We start from the raw sequence: 24,435 nt of genomic DNA, 5'->3' as shown, positions 1-24,435 counted from the left end.
CCCGGCGAACCCGCCACTGAACCCGGTGGCGCAACAGGGTTCAGTGGCGGGCGGCCGCCAGCCAGAAGCTCTGCCGGCTGCCGCGGGCGGCGAGGTTCTCCGCCAGCAGTTCGGCGTCGGCGCGGGAGCCGAAACGGGCGATCTCGCGGACCTCGCCCGCGGCGTCCTGGCGCCACATCGCCCAGGCGACACCGACCGGCCAGGGCTCGGCGCCGGCGGCGAGCAGGTCGCGCAGCAGCGGACCCAGGTGCGGCTCGACCGCGACCCGGAACCCCCCGACGGGCGTGGCGTACGACGCGACCACCCGGAGGCCGACGGCGGCCCGGTCGGGCCGGCCGGCCAGCGCGAGGTGCGGGTCGTCGCTGCCGAGCAGCGGCCACGCCGCCGGCAGGAGGCCGCCGCCGGGTTGGAAGGACAACAGCCCGGGAACGGCCGTCAGCCGGCCCTCGATCCAGCCGTCGCGCGACTTGGCGGCGCCGAAGCCCTGCACCTGGCAGGCCACGGTGACCTCGCCGCCGTCGCGGAGCCGGTTCCGCAACAGGTCGGTGGCGTCGTCGGCCGGTACCCGCACCACCACCGGCGCGCCGAGCGACCGCGGGGCGCCGTCGGCGCGGATCTCGTCGGCCGCGGTGTCACGCAGCGCGCGGGCCGCCGACGCGCGGGCCTCGTACCGGACGCGCATGCCGTCGTCGCGGCGGCCGTGGGCGGCGACGGTCCACCGCCGGCCGAGCAGCCGGACCGGCACCGCGAATGGCAGGAACGCCAGCAGGAGCGCCCATTCGACGAGCAGCACCGGCAGCAGCAGCGCGCAGGGGATGTTCAGCAACAGACCGGTAACGAAGTTGGGCTCGTCGTCGCCGTCGAGCGGCGAGTACAGGGCGACCACCGCCCGGTGCACGCGGGGACGCCAGGGCAGCCAGCGGCGGTGCACCGTCCACGGCCACCCGGCCGGATCCACGACTCGCACGCTGACATCCTCCGGATCGACCTTCAACTGTCCTTAAAACATTCGCTACGGTCTCGGCATGGGGGCGTACTCGCCGCTCTGGAAGCACGCGATCCCGCCGGCCCCGCCGGACCTGATCGCCCGGCCGGAGCTCGTACGGCGGCTCGACCAGGCCGTCCGCCGGCCGGTCACGCACGTCTGCGCCGCACCCGGTTACGGCAAGACCACCCAGCTCGCGATGTGGGCGCGGGCCCACGCCGGCAGCGTCGCGTGGTACAGCCTCGACGGTCGCGACGGCGACCTCGCCACGTTCGCGGCCGGGCTGATCGCGAGCCTGCGGGCCGCGTTCGGGAAAGAGCTGTCACTGGACCGGGAGCGCGCGCTACCGGCGCAGTTGGGCCCCGACGCGGCGAGCGACCGTACGGCCGACGCCACCGCGGAGGCGATCGCGGAGGCGGTCGAGCGCGCGGTGACGGCGCCGCTGGTGCTCGTGCTCGACGGCTGCGAGGCGCTGGAGGGGCCGCCGGCGGCGATGCTCACGGCGCTCACCCGCCAGCTGCCGCCCCCGGTGCGCCTGGTGCTCGCCGGGCGACGGCCCGCCCGCGTGCCGCTGGCCCAGCTGCGCGGCCGGGGCCTGCTGTCGGAGGTCTCGGCCGCCGATCTCGCGTTCTCCGTCGAGGAGACCGGCACGGCGCTCGCCGGTGCCCTCGGGCCCGACGGTCGTGCGCTCGCCGAAGCGGTGCGGCGGTACACCGGCGGCTGGCCGGCCGCGGTGCGGCTCGTCGCCGAGACGCTCGACCGGGTGCCGCCGGCCGACCGCGCCGGCCACCTCGCCGCGCCGGTTCCCGGCACCGGCGGGCTCGTCGACCACCTCGCCGAGGAGGTGGTCGGCAGCGGCCCGGAGCGCATCCGTCCACTGTGGTGGGTCGCGGCGGGGCAACCGAGGTTCACCGCCGCCGCGTGCCCCGCGGCCGGACTCGACATCACCGAGGCCGACCTCCGCGACCTCGCCCACCGCGGCCTGCTGACAGTCGTCGAGGACGTACCCGACCGCGCTTACGCGGTCCCACCGCTTCTGGCCGCGGCGGCGCGGGACGCCGCCGGCACCGCGACCGACGACGGGGCCGGCACGGGGCGCCGGGCGTTCGCGGTGGCGACGGCGCGGTCGTTCCACGACCGCGGCCGGCCCGCCGACGCGCTGCAGGCGGTCCTCGCGCTCGACGACGTCGCCACGCTCACCGAACACCTCGCGGAGCACGGACCGGCGCTGCTCGCCGCCGGCGAGGTCGCCGCCGTCAGCGCGGCGGTCGCGCGGATCCCGGCCGGGCCGCTGCCACCGGCCGTGCACCTGGTCGCCGGACGCGCGCGGCACATCCAGGGCGACTGGGCCTCGGCGCTGACGCACCTGCGGGCCGCCGACCCCGGCGGTGGGCCGCTGCCCGCCGGGCTGGCGTGGCGGCTGGCCGTCATCCACTACGACCGCGGCGACCTCGACGCGGCGCTGGAGGCCGTGGCCCGCGGCACCGGGGAGGGAGGCGCCGACTGGGCGCTGCTGCTCAGCTGGACGGCCGCGATCCACTGGCTGCGCCACGACGCGCGGCGGTGCCGGGAGGCCGCGGCCGCCGCGCTCGCGGCCGCGCAAGCGTGCGGCGACGGGTCGGCGCTCGCCACCGCGCACATCACGTGCGGCATGGTCGCCGCGATGGACGGCGACCAGAACGGCAACGCCATGCACTACGAGCAGGCGATCCGCGCCGCCTCCCGCGCGGGTGACGTGCTGGCGCTGATGCGGGTGCGCAACAACAACGGGTCGCGGCTGATGGAGACCGGCCAGTTCCGCGCCGCGGTGGCCGAGTTCGACGAGGCGATCCGGCTGGCCGAGCTCACCGGGTCGCCGGCGAGCCTGGCGATGGCGACCGTGAACCGCGGACAGGTCACGTTCGCGCTCGGCCGCCTCGACGAGGCGGTCACCGACTTCGGCGTGGCGCTGGCCATCTACCGCCGGCTCGGCAGCCGGATGGTCACGTACGCGTTGCTGACCTCCGCCGACCTGTACCGGGCCCGCGGCAACCTCGAACTCGCCCGCGCGACCTACGAGGAGGCGGTCGTGCACTCGCGGGCCGGCGGCGACCGGCAGGGCGCGGTGCCGTCGCTGGCCGGGCTGGCCCGGTCCATTGTGGACGACGACCCCGACCGTGCCGACGCGCTCGTCGCCGAGGCGCTCGACGTCGACCGGGGCATCGCCGAGGCGGAGGTGACGCTCGCGGCCGGCTGGATCGCGCTGGTGCGGGGCGATGACGCCGCGGCCGCCGGATGGGCCGAGCGCGCACTGGCGGCCGCGGGTACGCGCCGGCAGGGGCCGCGGCTGGCCGAGGCGATCGAGCTCGCCGCGCTCGCCGGTCCCGCGGCCGACCGGGTGGCCCGGCTCGCCGAGGCCGCCGACCTGTGGCGGGGCATGGAGCACGCGCCGGGTGCCGCCGTCAACGAGTACCTGCGGGCCCGGATCACCGGTGGCCCGGCCGGCGCCGCCGAGCACCGGCTGCAGCTGATGGCGGTGCGCACCACCGGCAGCCGCCACGCCGCGGGACCGTTGCGCTGGCTCGCCGCCGCGCACGCACCCCCGTCACTGCGGCTGCGCACCCTGGGCGGCTTCGAGCTCCTCCGCGACGCCGTGCCGGTGCCCGTCGAGGAGTGGCGCTCGCGCAAGGCGCGCGACCTGCTCACCATCCTCGTCGCGCACCGCGGCCGCATGGTGAGCCGAGACAGCGTCGCCGAGGCGCTGTGGCCCGGCGAGCCGGTGGACCGGCTGCCCAACCGGCTGTCGGTGGCGCTGTCGACGCTGCGGACGGTGCTCGACCCGGCCCGCCGCTTCGAGCCCGACCACTACGTGGTGTCCGACCGGGCCCGCCTGCGCCTGGGCACCCTGGACGTCGACGTGCTCGAGTTCCTCCGCGCCGCCGCGGAGGGCATGGGACTGCTCGCCGCCGGTCAGCCGGCCCGTGCCCGGTCGGCGCTGGTGACCGCCGAGGTCGCCTACACCGGCGACTTCCTCAGCGACGACCCCTACGCCGCGTGGACCACCGGCCTGCGCGACGAGGCCCGGGCCACGTACCTGCGCGTGGTGCGGACGCTGGCCGACCTGGCGATCGCCGACGCCGACACAGACACAGCGGTGCAGTACCTGCTGCGCCTGCTGGGCCACGACCCGCACGACGAGCCGGCCCACCTCCGCCTGGTGTCGGTGCTGCGGGCCGGTGGCAGGCACGGCGAGGCCCGCCGGGCGTACCGGCGCTACACGGAGAACATGGCCGACATCGACGTGGAGCCGGCCCCGTTCCCGGTGCTCACGGCCTGAGTTGTACCTTGCCGGGTCGCGAACCGTCCTGCAGCCGCCCAGACTCGTCGATCTTGCAGTTGTGGCCGCCTTCCGCAGTGACCGGCCGATCTTGGACACCGCTACATCGAATTCGATGTATAAGCATCCAAGATCGGCCTGGCTCGTTCCGTCAGGGGGACGCCGGCGCCAGCCGTCGGGCCTCGTCGTAGCGGTGCAGGACCAGGTCGGTGACCACCGGGTGGGTCACCAGGGGCGCGGTGACCGCGTCCGCGCCCGCCCGGTACAGCGACCGGTGGAACAGCCCGTCGACGAGCAGGTACGCCGCGACGACGATGCGCGCGGCGCCCGCGGCGCGCAGGGACGCCACCACGTCGGGCACCCGGGGCGTCAACGACGGGCTCGCGTACGCGACGTGGCACGGGAACGGCAACGAGCCCGCCACCGCCGCCACGTCGTCGCGGGACCGGGGGTCGCTGGAGCCGGCCGCGGCCAGCACCACGGCGTCGGCCGGCCCGGCGGCGGCCACGCGGTCGGCCAGCGCGGCCACGAGGCGGTCGTCCTGCAGGGGTGGCGCGGCGACGACGGAGGTGCCGGCGATCGCCTCGGCGATGTCGACCCGCACGTGGTAGCCGGCGGTCAGCAGCAGCGGCACCGCCACCGCCGGGCCGTCCACAGTGGACACAACCTGGGCGAAGGTCGGCTCCTGCACGTCCACATAGGACAGCCGCAGGTCGAGGGCGGGGCGGCGCAGCGCCACCCGCCGCGCCAGGGCGTGGATCTGGGCCTGCCCGGCCGGCGACCGGGTGCCGTGGGCGACCGCTATCAGCGTCATGTCTCATCAACCCGCAATCGGTAGCCGCGTTTCACCACGGTCTCGATGAACCGGGCGGAACCGAGCGCGGCCCGCAGCCGCGCGACCGCGACGTCCACGGCGTGCCCGTCGCCTCCGTCGGCGCCAGACCAGCCGGTTCTGCCGGCTCCGCTCGGAAGGGCGGCCGCGAGCGCCGCCCGGGACACGACCGCACCGGGACGCGCGGCCAGCACGCCGAGCGCGGTCATGCTCGCCGGAGCCAGCAGGCGCACGTCGCCGTCGACGACCACCGCGTGCCCCCGGATCTCCAGTACGCAGTCGTCGACCCGCAGCCGCAGCGCGCGCCGGGGCAGCTCGTCGGTGACCGACCGGACGAGCGCGCCGAGGCGGGACCGGTCCGGCACCAGCGCCGGGACGCCGGCCTTCAACAGCGGAGCGGCCGTCACCGGCCCGACACACGCGGCGAGCACCCGGCCGTCGAACGAGCGCAGCAGTTCGGGCGCGTCGGCGCCGGCGACCTCCAGCAACGCGTTGACCGCCGGTGCGCTGGTGAACGTCACCGCGTCGAAGCGGCCGGCCAGTACCTGGTCGACCAGTCGCCGCAGTGGCGCCGGGTCGTCGGGCAGCCGGTACCGGTACACCGACACCTCCACGACGTCGGCGCCGGCGGCCCGCAGCGCCTCGACGAAGTCCTCCTGCACACCGCCGTGCAACTGCACCGCGATCCGGCGCCCGGCCACCCCCTCGGCCAGGAGCCGGTCCAGAATCTCCCCCATCGACTCGCTGCTGGCCGACCAGCCCTCGCTCAGCCCGGCCGCGCGGATGGCTCCGCACGGCTTCGCCCCGCGCGCGATCAGCGTCGCCCCCGCGAGGCTGACGCGCAGCGCGCCGCCGAGGTCCCAGCCCTCGGCGGCCTCCAGCCACCCGCGGAAGCCGATGCCGGTGGTCACCACGACCAGGTCGGGCGGGTCCTCGATGCACTCCTCGGTGGCCGCGTGCAGCGCCTCGTCGTCGAGCAGCGGCACGTGTGTGATGACGGGCACACGAACGACGCGGGCGCCACGGCGTTCGAGCAGCACCGCCTGCTCGTCGCGCCTGCGCTCGGCGGTGATGGCTATGGTGAACCCGACCAACGGGGTACCTCCGGGCGCCCCCGTGTTGCGCCCGGATGTCCCGTCCTCGGCTCCACTCACGCCTAGAGGCTGACGACCTGCCGTTTCCGTCCGCGCACCTGCGTGTTACCGCGATGCAAACCGCGTCTCACCATCGCCGCCCACCGGTCGCGAGATCTTTCTCAACGCGCCGAAACGATGACGGAACGCGAGGGCAACCCGGGGTGTCGAGCATCACCCCATGACTCCGGTGGCGACGCACTGTCCGTACTGCTCGTTGCAGTGCGGCGTCACCATGCGCCTGAACCCGAAGCCCGTTCTCGAACCGGCCGACTTCCCCACCAACCGCGGCGGCCTGTGCGCCAAGGGCTGGAGCGCCGCCGAACTCCTCGACCACCCCGAACGGCTGACCACCCCCCTGGTGCGCGAGCACGACAAGCTGCGCCCGGCCACCTGGGAGGAGGCGGTCGACCGCGTCGTCGAGGCGATCCGCGCGGCGCAGGACCGGTACGGGTCCGACTCGGTCGGCTGCTTCGGCGGCGGCGGGCTCACCAACGAGAAGGCGTACCAGTTCGGGAAGTTCGCCCGGGTCGCGCTGCGCACGCCGTACATCGACTACAACGGGCGGTTCTGCATGTCGTCGGCGGCCACCGCCGGCAACCGCGCGTTCGGGGTCGACCGCGGCCTGCCGTTCCCCCTCGCCGACATCGCACACGCGCAGACCGTGCTGCTGGTCGGCAGCAACCCGGCCGACACGATGCCGCCCGCGATGCAGTACTTCGACGCGGGACGCGCGCAGGGCGCCGCCCACATCGTGGTCGACCCGCGGTACACGGCCACCGCGCGCGGCAGCACGCTGCACCTGCAACCGACACCGGGTACCGACCTCGCGCTCGCGAACGGGTTGCTGCACATCGCGATCCGGGCGGGCTACGTCGACGAGGCGTACATCGCCGAGCGGACCACCGGGTTCGCCGCCGTGCGCGCGGCCGTCGCGGCGTACTGGCCCGACCGCGTCGAGCGGATGACCGGCGTGCCCGTCGCGCACCTGCGGCGCGCGGTGGAGCTGCTCGGCACAGCGCCGTCGGCGATGGTGCTCACCGCGCGCGGTACGGAGCAGCACCGCAACGGGACCGACACCACGCAGGCCTGGATCAACCTGGCGCTCGCCCTCGGGCTGCCGGGCCGGCCGTACTCCGGGTTCGGCACCGTCACCGGGCAGGGCAACGGGCAGGGCGGCCGGGAACACGGCCAGAAGGCCGACCAGCTGCCGGGCTACCGCCGCATCGACGACCCCGCCGCCCGCGCGCACGTGGCGGCGGTGTGGGGCGTCGACCCCGCCACCCTGCCCGGGCCGGGCGTGTCGGCGGTGGAACTGCTCGACCGGCTCGGCCGGCCGGGCGGCATCCGGGCGCTGCTGGTGCTCGCGTCCAACGTGGTCGTCTCCGCGCCCGACCGCAACCGTGTGCGGGACCGCCTGGGTGCGCTGGACTTTCTCGCGGTCTCCGACATCTTCCTCTCCGAGACGGCCGCGCTCGCCGACGTCGTGTTCCCCACGGCGCAGTTCGCCGAGGAGGACGGCACGATGACCAACCTCGAGGGGCGCGTGCTGCGCCGCCGCCGCGTCCTCGACCCGCCGGACGGCGTCCGCGACGACCTGGCGCTGCTGTCGACGCTCGCCGAACGGCTCGGCGCACCGGGGTTCTCCCCGGACAGCGAGGAGGTCTTCGACGAGCTGCGCCGGGCCAGCGCCGGCGGGATCGCCGACTACGCCGGCATCTCCTACGACCGCATCGACGCCGAGCAGGGCGTGTTCTGGCCCTGCCCGGCCGACGACCACCCCGGCACGCCCCGGCTGTTCGAGGAGCGCTTCGCCACGGCCGACGGCCGGGCCCGGTTCATCCGCGTCGACCACACCGACCCGGCCGAGACGCCCGACCGCGAGTACCCGTACGTGCTCACCACCGGCCGCATCATGCAGCAGTACCAGAGCGGCACGCAGACCCGCCGGGCCCGTTCGCTGCACGCCAGCGCGACCGACCCGAAGGTCGAGCTGCACCCCGATCTGGCCCGGCGCCTCGGCATCGCCGCCGCCGACCTGGTGGAGCTGCGCACCCGGCGCGGACGCGCGGTGTTCCGCGCCCAGCTGACCGACACGATCCGGCCCGACACCGTCTTCGCGCCGTTCCACTGGGGCGGCGAACAGAGCGCGAACGCGTTGACCGACCCGGTGCTGGACCCGCACTCGAAGATGCCCGCGTTCAAGGTGTGCGCGGTCGCGATCACCCCGATCAGAGAGGACGGCTGAATGCAGTCGACACCACGGTTCCTGCAGGGCGTCTTCCCGTTCCAGGGCAAGGGCCTCGACTCGCCGGTCACGCTCGACGCGGCGCTCAGCTACACCGTTCCGAACGGGGTCACCGCGCAGGCCGTGTACTTCCGCGGCGGCAACGCCAGCGGTGAGCTCGTCTGCTTCGTGCTGACCCGCGACGGCGCACCGATGCGCTACTTCCCGGTCGGCGCCAAGGGCGACACCCACGTGCCGCTGCGCGTGGTGGAGGACCTCGGCGGCGGCACCGTCGTCGAGCTCATGCTCGCCGCGCCCGACGGTCTACAGGGGACGGTCGTGGTCGATCTCGGTCTGGTGGAGGTCTAGATGCGCCGGCTGGTGGTCATCGGCAACGGCATGGCCGGTGCGCGGACAGTCGAGGAGGTCCTCAAGCGCACCGACCAGTTCAGCATCACGATGTTCGGCGAGGAGCCGTACGGCAACTACAACCGGATCCTGCTCAGCAACGTGCTCTCCGGAGCCGAGGACGAGTCGGACATCTTCCTCAACAGCCTCGCCTGGTACGAGGAGAACGGCATCGACCTGCGCGCCGCGACCCGCGTCGAACGGATCGACAGGCACGCGAAGACGGTGCTCGCCAGCGACGGCTCCGTCACCCACTACGACAAGCTCATCATCGCCACCGGCAGCACGCCGTTCGTGCCGCCGATCGAGGGCATGCGCAACCCGAAGCGCGGCTTCCATCAGGGCGTCTTCACGTTCCGCACCATCGACGACACCCGCGCGATGATCCGTTACGCCCGTGACCACGAGCGCGCGGTCGTCATCGGCGGCGGCCTGCTCGGGCTGGAGGCCGCCCGCGGCCTGCAGCAGTACGGCGTCGACGTGACGCTCGTGCACGCGATGGGCCACCTGATGAACACCCAGCTCGACGTGCAGGCCGGCGGGATCCTCCGCGGCAGCGTCGAGAAGATCGGCATCACGGTCGAGCTCGACGCGATGACCACCGCCGTGGTCGGCACCGAGAAGGTCGAGGGCGTGCGGTTCGCCGACGGGCGCACGATCCCGTGCGACATGGTCGTGGTGGCCGCGGGCATCCGTCCGAACACGGCGCTCGCCGAGGTGAGCGGGCTGCGCGTGGAGCGGGCGATCGTGGTCGACGACCAGCTCCGGGTGCTCGACGAACCCGACATCTACGCGGTCGGCGAGTGCGTGCAGCACCGCGGCGCCACGTACGGGCTCGTCGCACCGCTCTGGGAGCAGGCGACGGTGCTCGCCGACCACCTCACCGGCGCCAACCCGGACGCCGCCTACCACGGCTCGCGCACCGCCACCAAGCTGAAGGTCGCCGGCGTCGACGTCGCCGCGATGGGTGTCACCGCGCCGGAGCGCGAGGACGACGAGTTCGTCGTGTTCGTCGAGCCGAAGCGGGGCGTCTACAAGAGCGTCATCATCCGCGACGATCGGCTGATCGGCGCGACGCTGCTCGGCGACGTGAACAAGGTCGGCTTCCTGATGCAGGCCTTCGACCGCGGGCTGCCGCTGCCCGAGGAGCGGGCCAAGCTGTTCTTCGACCTCGGCGGTCCGGCGGCCGAGGAGTCGCCCGAGGAGATGGACGACGAGGCGCAGGTCTGCAACTGCAACGGCGTCAGCAAGGGCACGATCTGCGCGACCGTCCACGGTGGAGTGAAGACCGTCACCGGCGTCATGGACGCGACCCGGGCCGGCAAGGGCTGCGGGTCGTGCAAGGGCCTCGTGCAGCGGATCGTCGACTGGGCCGCGGGCGGCGCCGCCGAGGTGGACCCGTCGGCGAACTGGTACGTGCCGGGCGTGCCGCTCGACAAACCGGCGCTGATGGCCGCGATCCGCGAGCAGGGCCTGCGCAGCGTCTCCGCCGTGTTCGACGCGCTCGCCGGCGGCAAACAGGACGCGAAGAGCAAGATGGGCCTGGTCTCGCTGCTGCGCATGATCTGGGGCGAGGAGTACGAGGACGAACGCGGCGCCCGCTTCATCAACGACCGGGTGCACGCCAACATCCAGCGCGACGGCACGTTCTCCGTCGTGCCGCAGATGAAGGGCGGCGTCACCACGCCCGACCAGCTGCGCCGCATCGCCGACGTGGCCGACAAGTACCGCGTGCCGATGGTGAAGCTCACCGGCGGCCAGCGCATCGACCTGCTCGGCATCCGCAAGGAGGACCTGCCGAAGGTCTGGGCCGACCTCGACATGCCGTCCGGCTACGCCTACGGCAAGAGCATGCGCACGGTGAAGACCTGCGTCGGCAGCGACTTCTGCCGCTTCGGCGTCGGCGACTCCACCGCGCTGGGCGTAGCGATCGAGTCGCGGTTCCAGGGGCTGGAGAGCCCGGGCAAGCTCAAGCTCGCGGTGACCGGGTGCCCGCGCAACTGCGCCGAGGCCTACGTCAAGGACCTCGGGGTGGTCGCCATCGACGGAGGTAAGTGGGAGATCTACGTCGGTGGCGCCGCGGGCGCCCACGTGCGCAAGGGCGACCTGCTGGCCACTGTGGACACTCCCGACGAGGTGATGACGCTCGCCGGCCGGTTCATCCAGTACTACCGCGAGAACGCGAACTGGCTCGAACGCACCTACGCGTTCGTGCCGCGGATCGGCATCGAACGGCTGCGGGAGCTCCTCGACGAGGACGGCGACGGCCTCGACCGGCGCATGGAGGAAGCGGTCGCCGCGTACAAGGACCCCTGGAAGGAGGGCGCGGAGCCCGCCACGCCCGGCCAGTTCCGCACATCGCTTCCGCTCGTCCCGCTGCCGTTGGTTCCGGTGCGCTCATGACGACCGTGAGGATCGGACGCGCGGAGGACCTTCCCGAGGGCGAGGGCCGCACCTTCCCGGTCGGCGGCGACATGGTGGCCGTGTTCCGGCTGCACAACGGCGCGATCCGCGCGGTGTCGGCGGTCTGCCCGCACGCCGGTGGGCCGATCGCCGACGGGCTCATCGACGACGACGTCGTGATCTGCCCCCTTCACCAGCACATCTTCGACCTCGCGACCGGCTGCTCGAAGACCGGCCAGCCGCCGCTGCGGGTCTACGACGTGCGCGTCGACGACGACGGCGACCTGATCGTCCACACCGGAGCCCTGGAGGCACGATGACCGCGACCCTCGAGACCGTCGAACAGAAACAACGCAAAGGTCGGTGGATCTCCCACTGGGCCCCGGAGGACCCGGAGTTCTGGGAGAGCACGGGTCGCGGCGTCGCCCGGCGCAACCTCGTCTTCTCCATCTTCGCCGAACACATCGGGTTCTCGGTGTGGCTGCTGTGGAGCATCGTCGTCGTGCGCCTCGGCGCGGCCGGATGGGACCTCAGCGTCAGCCAGGCGCTGTGGCTCACCGCGGTTCCGAGCGGGGTCGGCGCGTTCCTGCGCCTGCCGTACACGTTCGCGGTGCCCATCTTCGGCGGTCGCAACTGGACGGTCGTCTCGGCGTTGCTGCTCATCGTGCCCTGTGCCGGACTCGCGTGGGCCGTGGAGCACCCCGAGATCGGCTACGGCGCGCTGCTCCTGATCGCCGCGACCGCCGGAGTCGGCGGCGGCAACTTCGCCTCCAGCATGGCCAACATCTCCTTCTTCTACCCGGAGCGGGAGAAGGGCTGGGCGCTCGGGCTCAACGCGGCCGGCGGGAACATCGGCGTCGCCGTGGTGCAGTTCGTGGTCCCGAAGCTCATCGTGCTCGGCGGCGGCCTCGCGCTGGCGCGGGCCGGCCTGTTCTACATCCCGCTCGCGGTGATCGCGGCGGTGTGCGCGTACCTGTGGATGGACAACCTGTCCGAGGCCAAGGCCGACGTGAAGCCGGTGTGGTCGTCGCTGAGGCACTCCGACACATGGATCATGTCGCTGCTCTACATCGGGACGTTCGGCTCGTTCATCGGCTACTCGGCCGCGTTCCCCACGTTGCTGAGCTCGGTGTTCAACCGTCCCGACATCGCGCTGCAGTGGGCGTTCCTCGGTGCCGGCATCGGGTCGGTGATCCGGCCGCTCGGTGGACGGCTGAGCGACCGGATCGGCGGCGCCAAGGTCACCGCGGCGGCCTTCGCCGCGCTGGCGGTCGGCGCGTTCATCGGCCTCTGGTCGGTGCAGAACAAGAACCTCGGTGTGTTCTTCATCAGCTTCATGTTCCTGTTCGTCGCCACGGGCATCGGCAACGGCTCGACGTACCGGATGATCTCGCGAATCTTCCAGGTGAAGGGCGAGGACCTCGGCGGCGCACCGGAGACGATGCTCGCCATGCGCCGGCAGGCGGCCGGCGCGCTGGGCGTCATCTCCTCGGTCGGCGCGTTCGGCGGCTTCCTCGTGCCGATCTGCTACGCGTGGTCGCGCTCGACGTTCGGCAACATCCAGCCGGCACTGCGGTTCTACGTCGGGCTGTTCCTGGTGATGCTCGCGGTCACCGTGTGGGCGTACCTGCGCAAGGGCTCCCGGATGGCACAGGCGGGCGTCTGACCCAGCTTTTCAGGCCACCTGAGGCAGGATCGACATCGTGTAGGGCTCCCGTTCCCAGACGTCGAACGGGAGCCCTTCGATCGCGGCGCCGAGCACCGGCATTCCGTCCTGCAGCGCCTGTTCCGACGCCCACACCGAGACCGCGACGATGCGTCCCGTTTCGGGGTCCTCGAACCCGCCGATCTCGTCGAGACCGGGCAGGTGCTCGACCGCCGACCGCAGCCGGCCCATCGCGGCCAGCAGGTCGGCCCGGTACTCGGGCTTGGGGAAGTGGACGACCTGCGCCATCATTCGCGGCATTTCAAGCTCCTTCGACTCTGGTGCGCAACGATTCGAGGATCCGCGCCCAGCCGGCCTCGTAGCCGCCGGGAACGGAGGTGGCGGCGCGGAGCTCGTCCTCGGAGAGCTTCTCCCAGCCGCGGTGTTCGAGCTCCACGCGCGTCACGGCCGGTCCGAGCGCGGTGAACCGCAGCTCCACCTCCGTGACGGCGGCGAGGATCTCCCAGGTCATGCCGAACAGGTTCGGCGGGTCCCATGCGATCACGTGACCCCAGTCGACCTCGTGCCCGTCGGTCCAGGTCTCGTAGACCCGGCCGCCGATCCGCGGCTCGATGCGCGCCGCGACCACCTTCGCCTGGCCGATGGAGAACGGCCGGGTCGGCCACCAGGCGCCGATCTCGTTCGTGAACACGTCGAACGTGTGCTCCACGTCGCTACGGACGATGGTCTGCTGCCGGATCGGTGGCCGCGTCAGGGGACGGACGTTGTCGTTCATGTTCGCTCTCTCACTTGCTCGCCGCAGGGCCTCTGTCCACATGAGAACGATCGCGGCGCGGCCGTAAGCCGGGGGTAAGTCACGCCACGGCGTCGTCCGCCTCCGTCGACTCCTCACGGGACGCCTCGACCAGCCGGCGCCCCACGTCGAGAGCGCCGGCCCACATCGTGTCGAGGTACTCGCGCACCGCGGCCAGGCCCTCGGGCCGGGCCCGGTACAGCCGCCGGGTCCCGTCGCGGCGCTCGGTGACCAGTCCGGCGTCCTTCAGCACGGTGAGGTGCTGCGAGACCGCCGTGCGGGTCACCGCGAACGCCGCGGCGATCTCGCCCGCCGCCAGCTCGTCGGTCGCGACGAGCCGCAGGATCGCCCGGCGGCGGGGCTCGACGAGCGCCTTGAACGCACCGTCGGCCGCATCGTCCGCGTTCACCGGGCACCTCCCCTACTCCCACAGGCCGACCGGGTTGCCGTCCGGGTCGGCGAACACCGCGAACCGCCCGAAGTCGCCGGGCAGGTCCATCGGCGGTACCAGTGTCTGCCCGCCGAGCTTCGTGGCCCGCGCCAGGTAGTCGTCCAGGTTGTCGACCCGGACATAGATTTTCACGCCGGTGTCGCCCTCGCCCTGCGACGGGCCGATGCCGCCGCCGATCGCGTCGGGACCGGCACCGGTGTCGACCATCGCGTAGCCGCCCAGCTCCGGGTCGGCCTCGGTGGTCCACTCGAACAGCTCGCCGTAGAACTTCCGCGCACGCTCGGCGTCGTGGCTGGTGATCTCGAAGAACGCGACCGGACGGCCCATGCCGCCACCCCCTTCAGGAGCTCCGCCGGCTCCCTGCCGGCACGACTAACGTTAGCGATGACTAACGTTAGTGTCAACTGACGCAATACGATGACCCGGTGACCGACAGGAACGGCTGGCTCGACCTCATCGAGGAGAACCCCGGGCATTCGCAGTGGTACGTCGACCGGTTCCGCAAGCTGGCCGAGGACGGCGCCGACCTGCACGGGGAGGCCCGGCTCGTCGACGCGATGGTCGGCCGCGGCGCCCGGATCCTCGACGCCGGATGCGGCCCCGGCCGGGTGGGCGGCTACCTGGCCTCCGTCGGCCACGATGTCACCGGCGTCGACCTCGACCCGCTGCTGATCGCCGCGGCCCGGGCCGACCACCCCGGCGTGCGGTGGCTGGTCGGCGACCTGGCCGAGCTCGACCTGCCCGGCGACGGGTTCGACGTCATCGTCTGCGCCGGCAACGTGATGACGTTCCTCGCGCCCGACACGCGGCGGCCCGTGCTCACCCGCTTCGCCGCTGGCCTGCGCGGGCACGGGCGCGCGGTGGTCGGTTTCGGCACCGACCGCGGGTACCCGCCGAAGGAGTTCCTCGCGGACGCCGAGGCGGCCGGCCTCGCGCCCGACCTCCTCCTGTCGACGTGGGACCTACGCCCGTACCGGGACGATTCCGGGTTCCTCGTCGCCGTTCTGGCCCACGCGGGAGGGTCCCGGGACTAGGGTCCCCCCATGCCTTCGGTTCTCAACCCGTACCTCATGTTCCCGGGCAACGCCGCCGACGCGATGACCTTCTACAAGGACGTGTTCGGCGGCGACCTGAAGCTCAACACCTACGGCGACTTCCCCGGTGCCGACGAAGCCCTCGCCGCGAAGATCATGCACGGCCAGCTCGACACCCCGGCCGGCTTCACGCTGATGGGCGCCGACGAGGCACCAGGCATGGAGCTCAAGGCCGGCAACAACTTCGCGGTGAGCCTGAGCGGAGACGACGAGTCCGAGCTCCGCGGCTACTGGGACAAGCTGTCGGGCAGCGGCCAGGTGACGGTCGCCCTGGAGAAGCAGATGTGGGGCGACACGTTCGGCCAGTGCGTCGACCGGTTCGGCACCGCCTGGATGGTCAACATCCTCGGTTCCGGCTGACCTCAGGACGCGGGACCCCGGGTCACCCGGAGCAGTGCGGCGCCGGCTCCGACCAGGAGTGCCGAGAGCAGCGGCGTCACCGGCAGGACGATGAGGGTCGCCGTGCGCCCGGCCAGCAGGCCGCCGAAGCCGACCGCCGAGAACCCGAGCACGCCGACCGTGCACAGCACCATCCCGGCGACCGCGAACCCGTCGCGCCGCGACCCCACGGTGGTGGCGCGCGGCCGGTCGGCGCCGCGGAACGCGGCCACCAGCGCGGCGGTCAGCAGCACCAGCACGCCCAGCCACACCGGGCGCAGCAGCCACCACCCCGCCGACCCGACCGCCGGGCCGGCGAACCCGAGCGCCATCGTCGCCGCGGTCGCGAGGAACATCGCGGTCAGGTGCCACAGGAACGCGGTCATCGCGAGGCCGTTCGCCGCGACGACGCCGCGCCACACGGCCGGCCGCGCCAGCCAGCGGGTCACCGGCCCGCGCAGCAGCATGGTCAGCCCGATCAGCGACACCGCGCACATCACCAGCGCGAACGTGGGCGGCGACATGTTCGACACCTTCTCCCCCGGCATGCCGACCATCGACGTCGGGTACGGACCGACCGTGGTGCACAGCACGGTTCCGACCAGGCCGGTCGCGAACAGCGCCGCCGGCACCCGCGGGCCCCGGAAATGGCCGTCGGCGTAGAGGAAGCCGACCTGGTGCACGCCCAGCCACACGAAGGCCAGGTTCAGGAAACCGATGTACGGGACCGCGTGAGCGAACCGCAGGACGTCGACCAGCCCGGCCGCCACGCCGAACGCCACCGGAACCGCCGGCGCCCACCGACCGCTCCACCGGTGCAGCCGCAGCATCGCCGGGGCCAGCGCCACGATGCCCAGGTACACGCCCACGAACCACAATGGCTGCGCCACCAGGCGGGTCGCCAGCTTGAGGATGCCGTGGTCGGCGCCGAGCAGTTCGACGCACAGCGCGAGCACCAGCCACACCCCCGCGAACACCGCGGTCGGGCGCAGCAGGCGACCGGCCCGCGACCGGGCGAAGTCGGCGTACCCGCCGCCGCGCCGCTCGATGGAGGCCCACGCGGTGGCGTGCGAGAAGCCGCCGACGAGGAAGAACACCGGCATCACCTGCAGCAGCCAGGTCAACGGCTGCAGCGCCGGCTCGATCGCCAGCAGGTTGGTGGTGCGCACCGACCCGTCGGCGCCGGTCACCACCACGGCCATCAGCCAGTGGCCGAGCACGACCACGCCGAGCGACAGCACCCGCAGGAGGTCGACATACCTGTCCCGGGTGACGGGCGTGACGGCGGCCAGGGCAGCGGCGTTCTTCATGCTGTACAGCCTCGCGGCAGGAGAGGCCGCGGGCACCGGCGTCGATGCTCAAGCCGTCTAGGTACCCGGGCTCAACCTCTCCCGGAGGTCGGCGACCTCGGCCTCGAGCTGCTCCTCCGGAACCGGCAGCGCGGCGGCGGCCGCGGCCGCCAGGGGGAACGGGCCGCCCGGGTTCGGGTCGTTGATGAACCGCGGGATCAGGTGCGTGTGCAGGTGCGGGACGGTGTTGCCGAGCGTCTCGTAGTTCAGCTTCAACGGCCCGTAGTGCGCGATCAGCGCCCGCGCGACCGTGAGCACCTCGGCACCGTAGCCCGCCGCCTCCTCGTCGGACAGCTCGGTGGGCTCGGTGACGTGCCGGTCGCCGCGCCAGATCACCAGCGTGTAGCCGCGTTGCACGCCGGCCCGCTGGAGGTAGGCGTCGGTGAACCGTCCACTGTGGATCCGGATGCCGTAGGCGTCGCGCTCGGGCCGCCCGGACAGGCACATCGGGCAGGCCTCGCCGCTGGTCAACGCGTCCCAGTTCGCCGGCCAGGACATCGTCACACGACCTTCGTGACGCCCTCGGCCGCGACCCGCGCGTCGAGGCCACCACGGTCGAGGTTGGCGCACAGCACCACGGTCGCGCCCTTCGACAGCGGGGTCAACAGCCATTTGACCGGATGCTCGTGCTCGTTCGCGTCGATGAGCAGCCGCTCGCCCGGGCGCAGGTCCCACTGCTCGGCGATGACGCCGGCGAGGCGTCCCCACGCACCGAAGCTGGTGCCGTCGGCGCTCGCCGCCTGGTCGGGACGCACCAGCCCGTACGCCGGCAGGTTTCCCGCGAAGTCGTCCATCGCGGTGACCAGGTCGCGGTAGCCGTCGGGCGCGTCGCCGTTCACGAGCAGCGCGAACCGGTGCCGGGCGTCGGGCACGGTGTCGAGCCAGTCGTCGACGCGGGCGTGCTCGACGAACAGCGCGTCGAGCGTCTCGCCGTCGGTGCTGTCGAGAGCGGCCAGGCCGGCGGTGGCCGACAGCCGGAACGACAGCGCCGCGCCGACCGACCAGGCGCCGAGCACGGCGGCGGCGGTCTGCCAGTGCGGCGGCGCCTGGATCGCCACCCGGTCGCCGGCCCGCAGCCCGCACCCCTCGCGCAGCAGCCGGGCCACCTTGCCGGCAAGTTCCGCCAGGGCGGAGGCGGTCAGTTCGCGCCGCTCGCCCGTGCGGTCGTCGTAGAAGGTGAGCACCGGCCGGTCGGCGACTTCGAGCTCAGGGGAGAAGATCGCGGGGACGCCCATGCCGACGCACCTTACTACCTTCCTGAGAGCCGACTGAGATCCGATAGTGGACGCTGCCGTCTACTAGGTGTCAAGCTGGGACCCCACCCCGTCCCCGAGGAGTTCCCGTGTCGGAAAGTGTTGCCGTACCCGCCAGGCGGTCGCTCCTGCGTCCCCTGATCTTCGGCCTCACGATCACCGCGATCCTGGCGCTTCTGTTCCTGGTGCCCTGGTACACGATCGTGCTCGGCGGCGCGCACTGGCCGACGCCGGTCGTCGCGCTGGGCAGCGTGGTGTTCCTCGGCGGGGCGGTCGCGTTCCCGGTCCTCATGATGGCCGGGCACGGCCGCAACCACCGCGACCGGGCCGCGCGCACGGCCGACACCATGCTCGGCGTGGTGTGGGTGCTGTTCGTGTGGTCGGTGCTCGGCAACGTGCTGCGGGCGGCGCTGGCCGCCGGCGGCGTCGCCGACCCCACCCGCGGCCGGGTCGTGGCGCTGTCGGCGCTCGCGGTGTCGGCGGTGCTGCTGGTCTGGGGCAACGTCGAGGCGATGCGGGTGCCGCGGGTGCGCCGCGTCGACGTGCCGATCGAGCGGCTCGGCGCCGGCCTCGACGGCCTCAAGGTGGTGCTGATCACCGACACCCACTACGGCCCGATCAACCGTGCGAAGTGGTCGAACGGCGTGATCGACAAGGTCAACGAGCTCGACGCCGACGTGCTCGCCCACACCGGCGACATCGCCGACGGCACCGTGTCGATGCGGCGCGAGCAGGCCGCCCCGCTCGGCCGGGCGAAGGCGAAGCTGGCGCGCACCTACGTCACCGGCAACCACGAGTACTTCGGCGAGGCGCAGGGCTGGCTCGACCACATGCGGGAGCTGGGCTGGACGCCGCTGCACAACCGTCACCTCGTGGTCGAACGCGGCGGTGACCGTCTCGTGGTGGCCGGCGTCGACGACCGCACGGCCGGCGGCTCGGGCCTCGGCGGACACCGCGCCGACCACGCCGCCGCGCTGGCCGGCGCCGACCCCGACCTGCCGGTGCTGCTGCTGGCCCACCAGCCCAAGCAGATCGACGACGCGGTGGCCCACGGCGTCGACCTGCAGATCAGCGGGCACACGCACGGCGGCCAAATGTGGCCGTTCAACTTCCTCGTGCGGCTCGACCAGCCGACCGTGGCGGGGCTGAGCCGGCACGGCGCGCGCACGCAGCTCTACACCAGCCGCGGCACCGGCTTCTGGGGTCCGCCGTTCCGCATCTTCGCGCCGAGCGAGATAACCGTTTTGACGCTCCGCAAGAATTGATCCGTGCATGTAGCGATCGTCACCGGGTCCAACCACGGCATCGGCGCGGCCGTCGCGCGGGCACTCGCCGCCGACGGCGTCGCCGTCGTGTGCGCCTACTGGGTCATCCACGACGAGGTCGACCCCGGGATCCCCGACGCGTACCGGGTCAACCGGGCCCTCGACGGCGACCCGGTCGTGAGCGCGATCCGGGACGCCGGCGGCCGCGCGGTCGCCGTCTCCGCCGACCTGCGTGACCCCGCCACCCCCGCCGCCCTGTTCGACGCGGCCGAGCGGGAGTTCGGGCCGGTCGACATCCTCGTCAACAACGCCACCGGCTGGGTCGCCGACACGTTCAAGCCGGCCGACACCGACCGGCTCGGCCGCGGGCTGCGGCAGGTGAGCCACGAGACGTTCGGCCAGCAGTTCGGCGTCGACGCGATGGCGCCGGCCCTGCTCATCGCCGAGTTCGCCCGCCGCCACGCCGCACGCGGCGGCACGTGGGGACGCATCGTCGGCCTGCACTCCGGCGGCGAGCTCGGCTTCCCCGAGGAGGTGTCGTACGGGGCGGCCAAGGCGGCCCAGCAGAACTACACGATGTCGGCCGCCGTCGAGCTGGCGCCGTACGGGGTCACGGCGAACATGCTGCACCCGCCGGTCACCGACACGGGCTGGGTCACCGACCCGGTGCGCGCGTTCGTCGCGGAGTCGACGGGCCTGGTGCACGTCGCCACCCCCGACGAGGTGGCCGAGGTCGTCGCGTTCCTCTGCTCCGACCGGGGCCGCCTCGTCACGGGCAACACGATCACCTTGCGGTGACGCGGTAGCGCAGGTGCGTGACGGCCTTACCGGCACCGATGCTCAGCGGCCCCTCCAGCACCACGGGCCGGTTGGCCAGGTTGCCGAAGAACGGGGTGCCGGCGCCGAGGATCACCGGCACCAGGTCGACCCAGACCTCGTCGACCAGCCCGGCGTCGAGGGCCTGGCTGGCGATCTCGCCACCGTTGAGCGCGACGCCCTTGTCGCCCGCGAGCTCCTTCGCCTTCGCGACGGCCGCCCCGATGCCGCCCTCGGTGACGAACGTGAACCACTCGCCCTCGCGCTCCCACCCGTCGGGGACGCTGTGGGTGAGCACCACCACCGGCACTCCCATCGGGTGCGTCCCGCCCCACGCCTTGGTGAGGTCCCAGAGCGTGCGGCCGCACACGATCGCGCCGCTCATCCCGAGAATGGTGCGCAGGTGCTCGGCGCTCACGTCCGTGACGCGCTGCGACAGCTCGGGGTGGATCTCGTTGGGGATCTCGACGTCGCCGTTGGTGTACCAGGCGAACAGGTGCTCGAAGCCACTGAACTCCGGGCCGGAGATGTAGCCGTCGATCGACATGCTGGCGCCGGTGTAGACCTTGCTCATGACTGCCGTCCTCTCTCGGTGTGTGCCTTCACCGAGGCGTCGAACGAGAGGGGTCGCGCGTCGACAGTCTCCGGGAAACTATTTCCGGGACGCCTTCTCCGCGGCCCGCTTACGCCGCTTGCCCTCGTGCATCGCGGCGACCCGGGCGACCGGGATCGTGTGCCCCAGCTCGATGAGGCCCGGGTCGATGCGCTGCGGACCGGGTAGCAGGTCGGCCCAGTCCGGCCTGCCGTCGGCGAGCAGGGCCGCGGCCGTGCGCACGGTGAAGTCGCGCGGCGAGACGTCGTCGAGCTCGTCCCACGGCACCGGGAACGACACCGGTGTGTCCGGCCGCACCCGGGGGCTGTACGCGGCGACCACCGTGGCACCGCCCGCCCGGGTCGAGTCGAGGAACACCTTCCCGTCGCGGTCCTCCTTGATGTAGGCCGTGGTGGCGAGCGCCGGGTCGAGCTCCTCCGCTCTGCGCGCGACCGCGCGCGTGGCGGCCGCGATGTCCTCCGGTGTGGCCGCGTCGGTGGGGTCGAGCGGCACGAACACGTGCACGCCCTTCGACCCGCTGGTCTTCACCGCCCCGGCCATCCCCGCGTCGGCGAGCGCCCGGCGCACCAGGTGCGCCGCCTTCACCGCCAGGTCGAAGGCCTCGGTGCCGTCCGGCGGGTCGAGGTCGAGGATCAGATGGGACGGGTGCTGCCAGTTGCCGTCGGTGAACAGCGTCGGGTGGTACTCGACCGCCCGCTGGTTGCCGAACCAGATCAGGGTGCGCAGGTCGTTGCACAACGCGTAGTTGATCTCCCGGTGGGAGGCCTCGGCCCAGACCGTGGTGCTCCTCACCCAGTCGGGCGTGTACTTCGGCAGGTTCTTCTGCATGAACGGCGGCTGCCCTGGCCGCACCCGGACCACCGACAGCGGCCGGTCGCGCAGCCCCGGCAGCATCTTCGCGTGCACGGCGTCGAGGTACTCGACGAGGTCGCGCTTGGTCGCCCCGGCGCCGTCGAACAGGGGCTGGTCGAGGTTGCTGAGCTCGACCCCGTGCAGTGTCTCCCTGGGTGCCTTCCCTGCCACGGGACCACCCTCCCACCCCCGCGCCGATCTTGCAGTTGTGGCCCCCGATAAGTCCGGCATAACGCGAAATAGGGGCGGCCACAGCTGCAAGATCGGCGGGGTTAGGCGGCCGCGAGGGGTGGGCGGGTCGCGAGGTAGTGGCGGAGGTGGTGGGCGGTCAGCGTGTCCGAGGTCGTCACGAGGTCGTGCGGGGTGCCCTCGAAGACGATCCGACCGCCGTCATGGCCGGCGCCGGGACCCAGGTCGACCAGCCAGTCGGCGTGGGCCATCACGGCCTGGTGGTGCTCGATCACGATCACCGTGTTGCCGGTGTCGACCAGGCGGTCGAGCAGGGCCAGCAGCTGGTCGACGTCGGCCAGGTGCAGACCGGTGGTCGGCTCGTCGAGAACGTAGGTGCACGCCTTCTCGGCCATGTGGATGGCGAGCTTCAGCCGCTGCCGCTCGCCGCCCGACAACGTGGTCAGCGGCTGCCCGAGTCCGAGGTAGCCCAGCCCGACGTCGGAGAGGCGGTCGAGGATCTGCCGCGCCTGGCCCTTCGTGAAGAACTCCCGCGCCTCGGTGACCGGCATCGCCAGCACCTGGCTGATGTCCTTGCCGTTGAGCGTGTGCTTGAGCACCTCGGGCGTGAACCGCTTGCCGTCGCACTGCTCGCACACGGTCGCCACCCCGGCCATCATCGCGAGGTCGGTGTAGACGAGGCCGATGCCCTTGCAGTTCTGGCAGGCGCCCTCGGAGTTCGCGCTGAAGAGCGCGGCCTTCACGCCGTTCGCCTTCGCGAACGCCGTGCGGATGGGGTCGAGGAGACCGCTGTAGGTCGCCGGGTTCGAGCGGCGGGACCCGCGGATCGCCGACTGGTCGACGACGATCACGTCCTTCCGCCCGCCGAGGGACCCGTGGATCAGCGAGCTCTTCCCGGAGCCGGCCACCCCGGTCACCACGGTGAGCACCCCCACCGGGAGGTCGACGTCGACGTCGCGCAGGTTGTGCCGCGTCGCCCCGCGGATCTCCAGGTACCCCGACGGCTTGCGGACATCGGCACGCAGGCCGGCCCGGTGGTCGAGGTGCTCGCCGGTGAGCGTCCCCGACCTCCGCAGCCCCGCGACGTCACCGCTGAAGCACAGCCGGCCCCCGGCGGACCCGGCGCCCGGCCCCAGATCGACGACATGGTCGGCGATCTCGATGGTCTCCGGCTTGTGCTCGACGACGAGCACCGTGTTCCCCTTGTCGCGCAAGCGGAGGAGGAGGTTGTTCATGCGCTGGATGTCGTGCGGGTGCAGCCCGACCGTCGGCTCGTCGAAGACGTAGGTGACGTCGGTGAGGCTGGAACCCAGGTGCCGCACCATCTTCACGCGCTGCGCCTCGCCACCGCTCAGCGTGCCCGACTCGCGGTCGAGGCTGAGGTAGCCCAGCCCGATCTCGACGAGCGAGTCGAGCAGGTCGCGCAGGTTCGCCATCAGCGGCCCGACCGAGGGGTCGTCGACCGTGTGCAGGAACTGCGCCAGGTCGCTGATCTGCATGCTCGCGCAGTCCGCGATGTTCCTGCCCTTGATGCGTGACGACAACGCCGCCTGGTTCAGACGCGCGCCCTCACACGACGGACACCGCCGGAACGTGACCGCACGCTCCACGAAGGACCGGATGTGCGCCTGCGCGGACTCCTTGTCCTTGCTGAGGAAGATGCGCTGGACCTTCACCACGAGCCCCTCGTACGTGGTGTTCATGCCCATCATCTTGAGCTTCTCGGCGGGCCGGTACATGAGGTCGTGCCACTGCTGGTCGGTGTAGTCGCGCAGTTTCACGTCGGGGTCCACGTAGCCCGACTCGGCCAGCCCGCGCCAGTACCAGGTGCCGACCTGGAAGTTGGGAACCGTGATGGCGCCCTCGTTCAGGGACAGGTCGCGATCGACCAGTTCGGATTCGTCGATGGTGTTGACGCGGCCGAGCCCTTCGCACTCCGGGCACATCCCGTCGGGCAGGTTGAAGCTGAAGAAGCCGGAGTGGCCGACGTGCGGCTGGCCGAGGCGGCTGAACACGATGCGCAGCATGGTGAACGCGTCGGTGGCGGTGCCGACGGTCGAGCGGGCGTTGGCGCCCATCCGCTCCTGGTCGACGACGATCGCGGCGCTGAGGTTGTGCAACGCGTCGACGTCGGGACGCGGGATGTTCGGCATGAACGACTGCAGGAACGCGGTGTAGGTCTCGTTGATGAGGCGCTGCGACTCGGCGGCGATCGTGCCGAACACGAGAGAGGACTTGCCCGACCCCGAGACACCGGTGAAGACGGTGAGCCGCCGCTTGGGAAGGTCGAGGGAGATGTCGGCAAGGTTGTTCTCCCGCGCGCCGCGGACCTGGATCACGTCATGGCTGTCAGCGATGTTCGTTTCCACTCTTGAAGTCTTTCATTGAAGTCCTCGTGGAGACCGCTGGCGC

23 protein-coding genes are annotated in these 24,435 nt (G+C 72.5%); 10 read left to right on the top strand and 13 right to left on the bottom strand.

The genetic code is table 11. From position 1 onward, the window contains the following. Positions 1 to 40: 40 nt before the first annotated feature. Positions 41 to 967 (bottom strand): hypothetical protein, encoded by a 927-nt coding sequence (locus tag Voc01_RS23355; RefSeq protein WP_203929649.1) that lies wholly within the window; start codon positions 965 to 967, stop codon positions 41 to 43. Positions 968 to 1,025: 58 nt separating this feature from the next. Here Voc01_RS23355 and Voc01_RS23350 point away from each other — a divergent pair, with 58 nt between their 5' ends. Then, the gene (locus Voc01_RS23350) at positions 1,026 to 4,301 is read left to right on the top strand and encodes a BTAD domain-containing putative transcriptional regulator (protein WP_203929648.1); all 3,276 of its coding nucleotides are present in this window, start codon (positions 1,026 to 1,028) and stop codon (positions 4,299 to 4,301) included. 151 nt (positions 4,302 to 4,452) lie between these two features. Here the strand turns inward: Voc01_RS23350 and Voc01_RS23345 are convergent, their stop codons facing one another. After that, complete coding sequence (locus tag Voc01_RS23345) at positions 4,453 to 5,115, bottom strand: sirohydrochlorin chelatase (RefSeq protein WP_203929647.1); 663 nt, start codon at positions 5,113 to 5,115, stop codon at positions 4,453 to 4,455. Continuing rightward, complete coding sequence (locus tag Voc01_RS23340) at positions 5,112 to 6,287, bottom strand: uroporphyrinogen-III synthase (protein ID WP_239160422.1); 1,176 nt, start codon at positions 6,285 to 6,287, stop codon at positions 5,112 to 5,114. Before Voc01_RS23340 ends, Voc01_RS23345 begins: the two co-directional genes overlap by 4 nt. Positions 6,288 to 6,447: 160 nt before the next feature. On the opposite strand from Voc01_RS23340, the gene Voc01_RS23335 reads away from it, so the two are divergent. From Voc01_RS23335 to Voc01_RS23315, 5 genes are read left to right on the top strand one after another with little or no spacing between them, the layout of a single operon-like run. After that, entirely contained in the window at positions 6,448 to 8,514 is a 2,067-nt protein-coding gene (locus Voc01_RS23335) for a molybdopterin oxidoreductase family protein (RefSeq protein ID WP_203929646.1), read from the top strand. Then, complete coding sequence (locus Voc01_RS23330) at positions 8,515 to 8,862, top strand: molybdopterin oxidoreductase (protein WP_203929645.1); 348 nt, start codon at positions 8,515 to 8,517, stop codon at positions 8,860 to 8,862. After that, positions 8,863 to 11,304 (top strand): nitrite reductase large subunit NirB, encoded by a 2,442-nt coding sequence (nirB, locus tag Voc01_RS23325; RefSeq protein ID WP_203929644.1) that lies wholly within the window; start codon positions 8,863 to 8,865, stop codon positions 11,302 to 11,304. It abuts the gene before it with no gap. Next, positions 11,301 to 11,624, top strand: coding sequence for a Rieske (2Fe-2S) protein (locus Voc01_RS23320; protein WP_203929643.1), 324 nt, complete (start codon positions 11,301 to 11,303; stop codon positions 11,622 to 11,624). Before nirB ends, Voc01_RS23320 begins: the two co-directional genes overlap by 4 nt. Then, positions 11,621 to 12,970: an MFS transporter gene (locus Voc01_RS23315; protein ID WP_203929642.1), complete on the top strand. Its 1,350-nt coding sequence runs from the start codon at positions 11,621 to 11,623 to the stop codon at positions 12,968 to 12,970. The genes Voc01_RS23320 and Voc01_RS23315 overlap by 4 nt, the downstream gene beginning before the upstream one ends. A gap of 9 nt (positions 12,971 to 12,979) precedes the next feature. Here Voc01_RS23315 and Voc01_RS23310 read toward each other — a convergent pair whose 3' ends face one another. The 4 genes from Voc01_RS23310 to Voc01_RS23295 form a co-directional block, all read right to left on the bottom strand. Then, positions 12,980 to 13,270 (bottom strand): NIPSNAP family protein, encoded by a 291-nt coding sequence (locus Voc01_RS23310; protein ID WP_203929641.1) that lies wholly within the window; start codon positions 13,268 to 13,270, stop codon positions 12,980 to 12,982. A gap of 1 nt (position 13,271) precedes the next feature. Further along, positions 13,272 to 13,745: an SRPBCC domain-containing protein gene (locus Voc01_RS23305; protein WP_203929640.1), complete on the bottom strand. Its 474-nt coding sequence runs from the start codon at positions 13,743 to 13,745 to the stop codon at positions 13,272 to 13,274. 79 nt (positions 13,746 to 13,824) lie between these two features. Further along, positions 13,825 to 14,172, bottom strand: a complete 348-nt coding sequence (locus tag Voc01_RS23300; protein WP_203929639.1) for an ArsR/SmtB family transcription factor — start codon at positions 14,170 to 14,172, stop codon at positions 13,825 to 13,827. 12 nt (positions 14,173 to 14,184) lie between these two features. Then, positions 14,185 to 14,541 carry a VOC family protein gene (locus Voc01_RS23295; RefSeq protein ID WP_203929638.1) on the bottom strand — a complete coding sequence of 119 codons (357 nt, stop codon included), beginning with the start codon at positions 14,539 to 14,541 and terminating at the stop codon, positions 14,185 to 14,187. 98 nt (positions 14,542 to 14,639) lie between these two features. Between Voc01_RS23295 and Voc01_RS23290 the strand changes: the two genes are divergently transcribed. Then, positions 14,640 to 15,248 (top strand): class I SAM-dependent methyltransferase, encoded by a 609-nt coding sequence (locus Voc01_RS23290; RefSeq protein WP_203929637.1) that lies wholly within the window; start codon positions 14,640 to 14,642, stop codon positions 15,246 to 15,248. A gap of 9 nt (positions 15,249 to 15,257) precedes the next feature. Then, positions 15,258 to 15,668, top strand: coding sequence for a VOC family protein (locus Voc01_RS23285; protein WP_203929636.1), 411 nt, complete (start codon positions 15,258 to 15,260; stop codon positions 15,666 to 15,668). Between the two features lie 2 nt (positions 15,669 to 15,670). On the opposite strand, the gene Voc01_RS23280 is transcribed toward Voc01_RS23285, so the two are convergent. From Voc01_RS23280 to Voc01_RS23270, 3 genes are read right to left on the bottom strand one after another with little or no spacing between them, the layout of a single operon-like run. Continuing rightward, positions 15,671 to 16,996, bottom strand: a complete 1,326-nt coding sequence (locus Voc01_RS23280; protein ID WP_203929635.1) for an acyltransferase family protein — start codon at positions 16,994 to 16,996, stop codon at positions 15,671 to 15,673. Between the two features lie 57 nt (positions 16,997 to 17,053). Further along, positions 17,054 to 17,533 carry an HIT family protein gene (locus Voc01_RS23275; protein WP_239160436.1) on the bottom strand — a complete coding sequence of 160 codons (480 nt, stop codon included), beginning with the start codon at positions 17,531 to 17,533 and terminating at the stop codon, positions 17,054 to 17,056. Between the two features lie 2 nt (positions 17,534 to 17,535). Then, positions 17,536 to 18,270 carry a TIGR03089 family protein gene (locus Voc01_RS23270; RefSeq protein WP_203929633.1) on the bottom strand — a complete coding sequence of 245 codons (735 nt, stop codon included), beginning with the start codon at positions 18,268 to 18,270 and terminating at the stop codon, positions 17,536 to 17,538. A gap of 107 nt (positions 18,271 to 18,377) precedes the next feature. Between Voc01_RS23270 and Voc01_RS23265 the strand changes: the two genes are divergently transcribed. Together Voc01_RS23265 and Voc01_RS23260 are read left to right on the top strand one after the other, a co-directional pair. Continuing rightward, positions 18,378 to 19,553 (top strand): metallophosphoesterase, encoded by a 1,176-nt coding sequence (locus Voc01_RS23265; RefSeq protein WP_203929632.1) that lies wholly within the window; start codon positions 18,378 to 18,380, stop codon positions 19,551 to 19,553. Positions 19,554 to 19,556: 3 nt separating this feature from the next. Then, on the top strand, positions 19,557 to 20,351 hold the full coding sequence (locus Voc01_RS23260) for an SDR family NAD(P)-dependent oxidoreductase (protein ID WP_203929631.1): 795 nt from the start codon (positions 19,557 to 19,559) through the stop codon (positions 20,349 to 20,351). On the opposite strand, the gene Voc01_RS23255 is transcribed toward Voc01_RS23260, so the two are convergent. From Voc01_RS23255 to Voc01_RS23245, 3 genes are all read right to left on the bottom strand, one after another. Next, entirely contained in the window at positions 20,338 to 20,943 is a 606-nt protein-coding gene (locus Voc01_RS23255; RefSeq protein WP_203929630.1) for a dihydrofolate reductase family protein, read from the bottom strand. The two genes, Voc01_RS23260 and Voc01_RS23255, sit on opposite strands and share 14 nt — an antisense overlap. A 78-nt stretch (positions 20,944 to 21,021) precedes the next feature. Then, positions 21,022 to 22,065 (bottom strand): DNA polymerase domain-containing protein, encoded by a 1,044-nt coding sequence (locus Voc01_RS23250; RefSeq protein WP_373873854.1) that lies wholly within the window; start codon positions 22,063 to 22,065, stop codon positions 21,022 to 21,024. Between the two features lie 41 nt (positions 22,066 to 22,106). Further along, entirely contained in the window at positions 22,107 to 24,392 is a 2,286-nt protein-coding gene (locus tag Voc01_RS23245) for an ATP-binding cassette domain-containing protein (protein ID WP_203929628.1), read from the bottom strand. Positions 24,393 to 24,435: the final 43 nt, after the last annotated feature.

The sequence above is a fragment of the Virgisporangium ochraceum genome, from assembly GCF_016863655.1.
Classification (GTDB): Bacteria; Actinomycetota; Actinomycetes; order Mycobacteriales; family Micromonosporaceae; genus Virgisporangium; species Virgisporangium ochraceum.
Note: the sequence above shows the minus strand (reverse complement) of the source record. Positions and strands in the feature narration are given on the sequence as shown.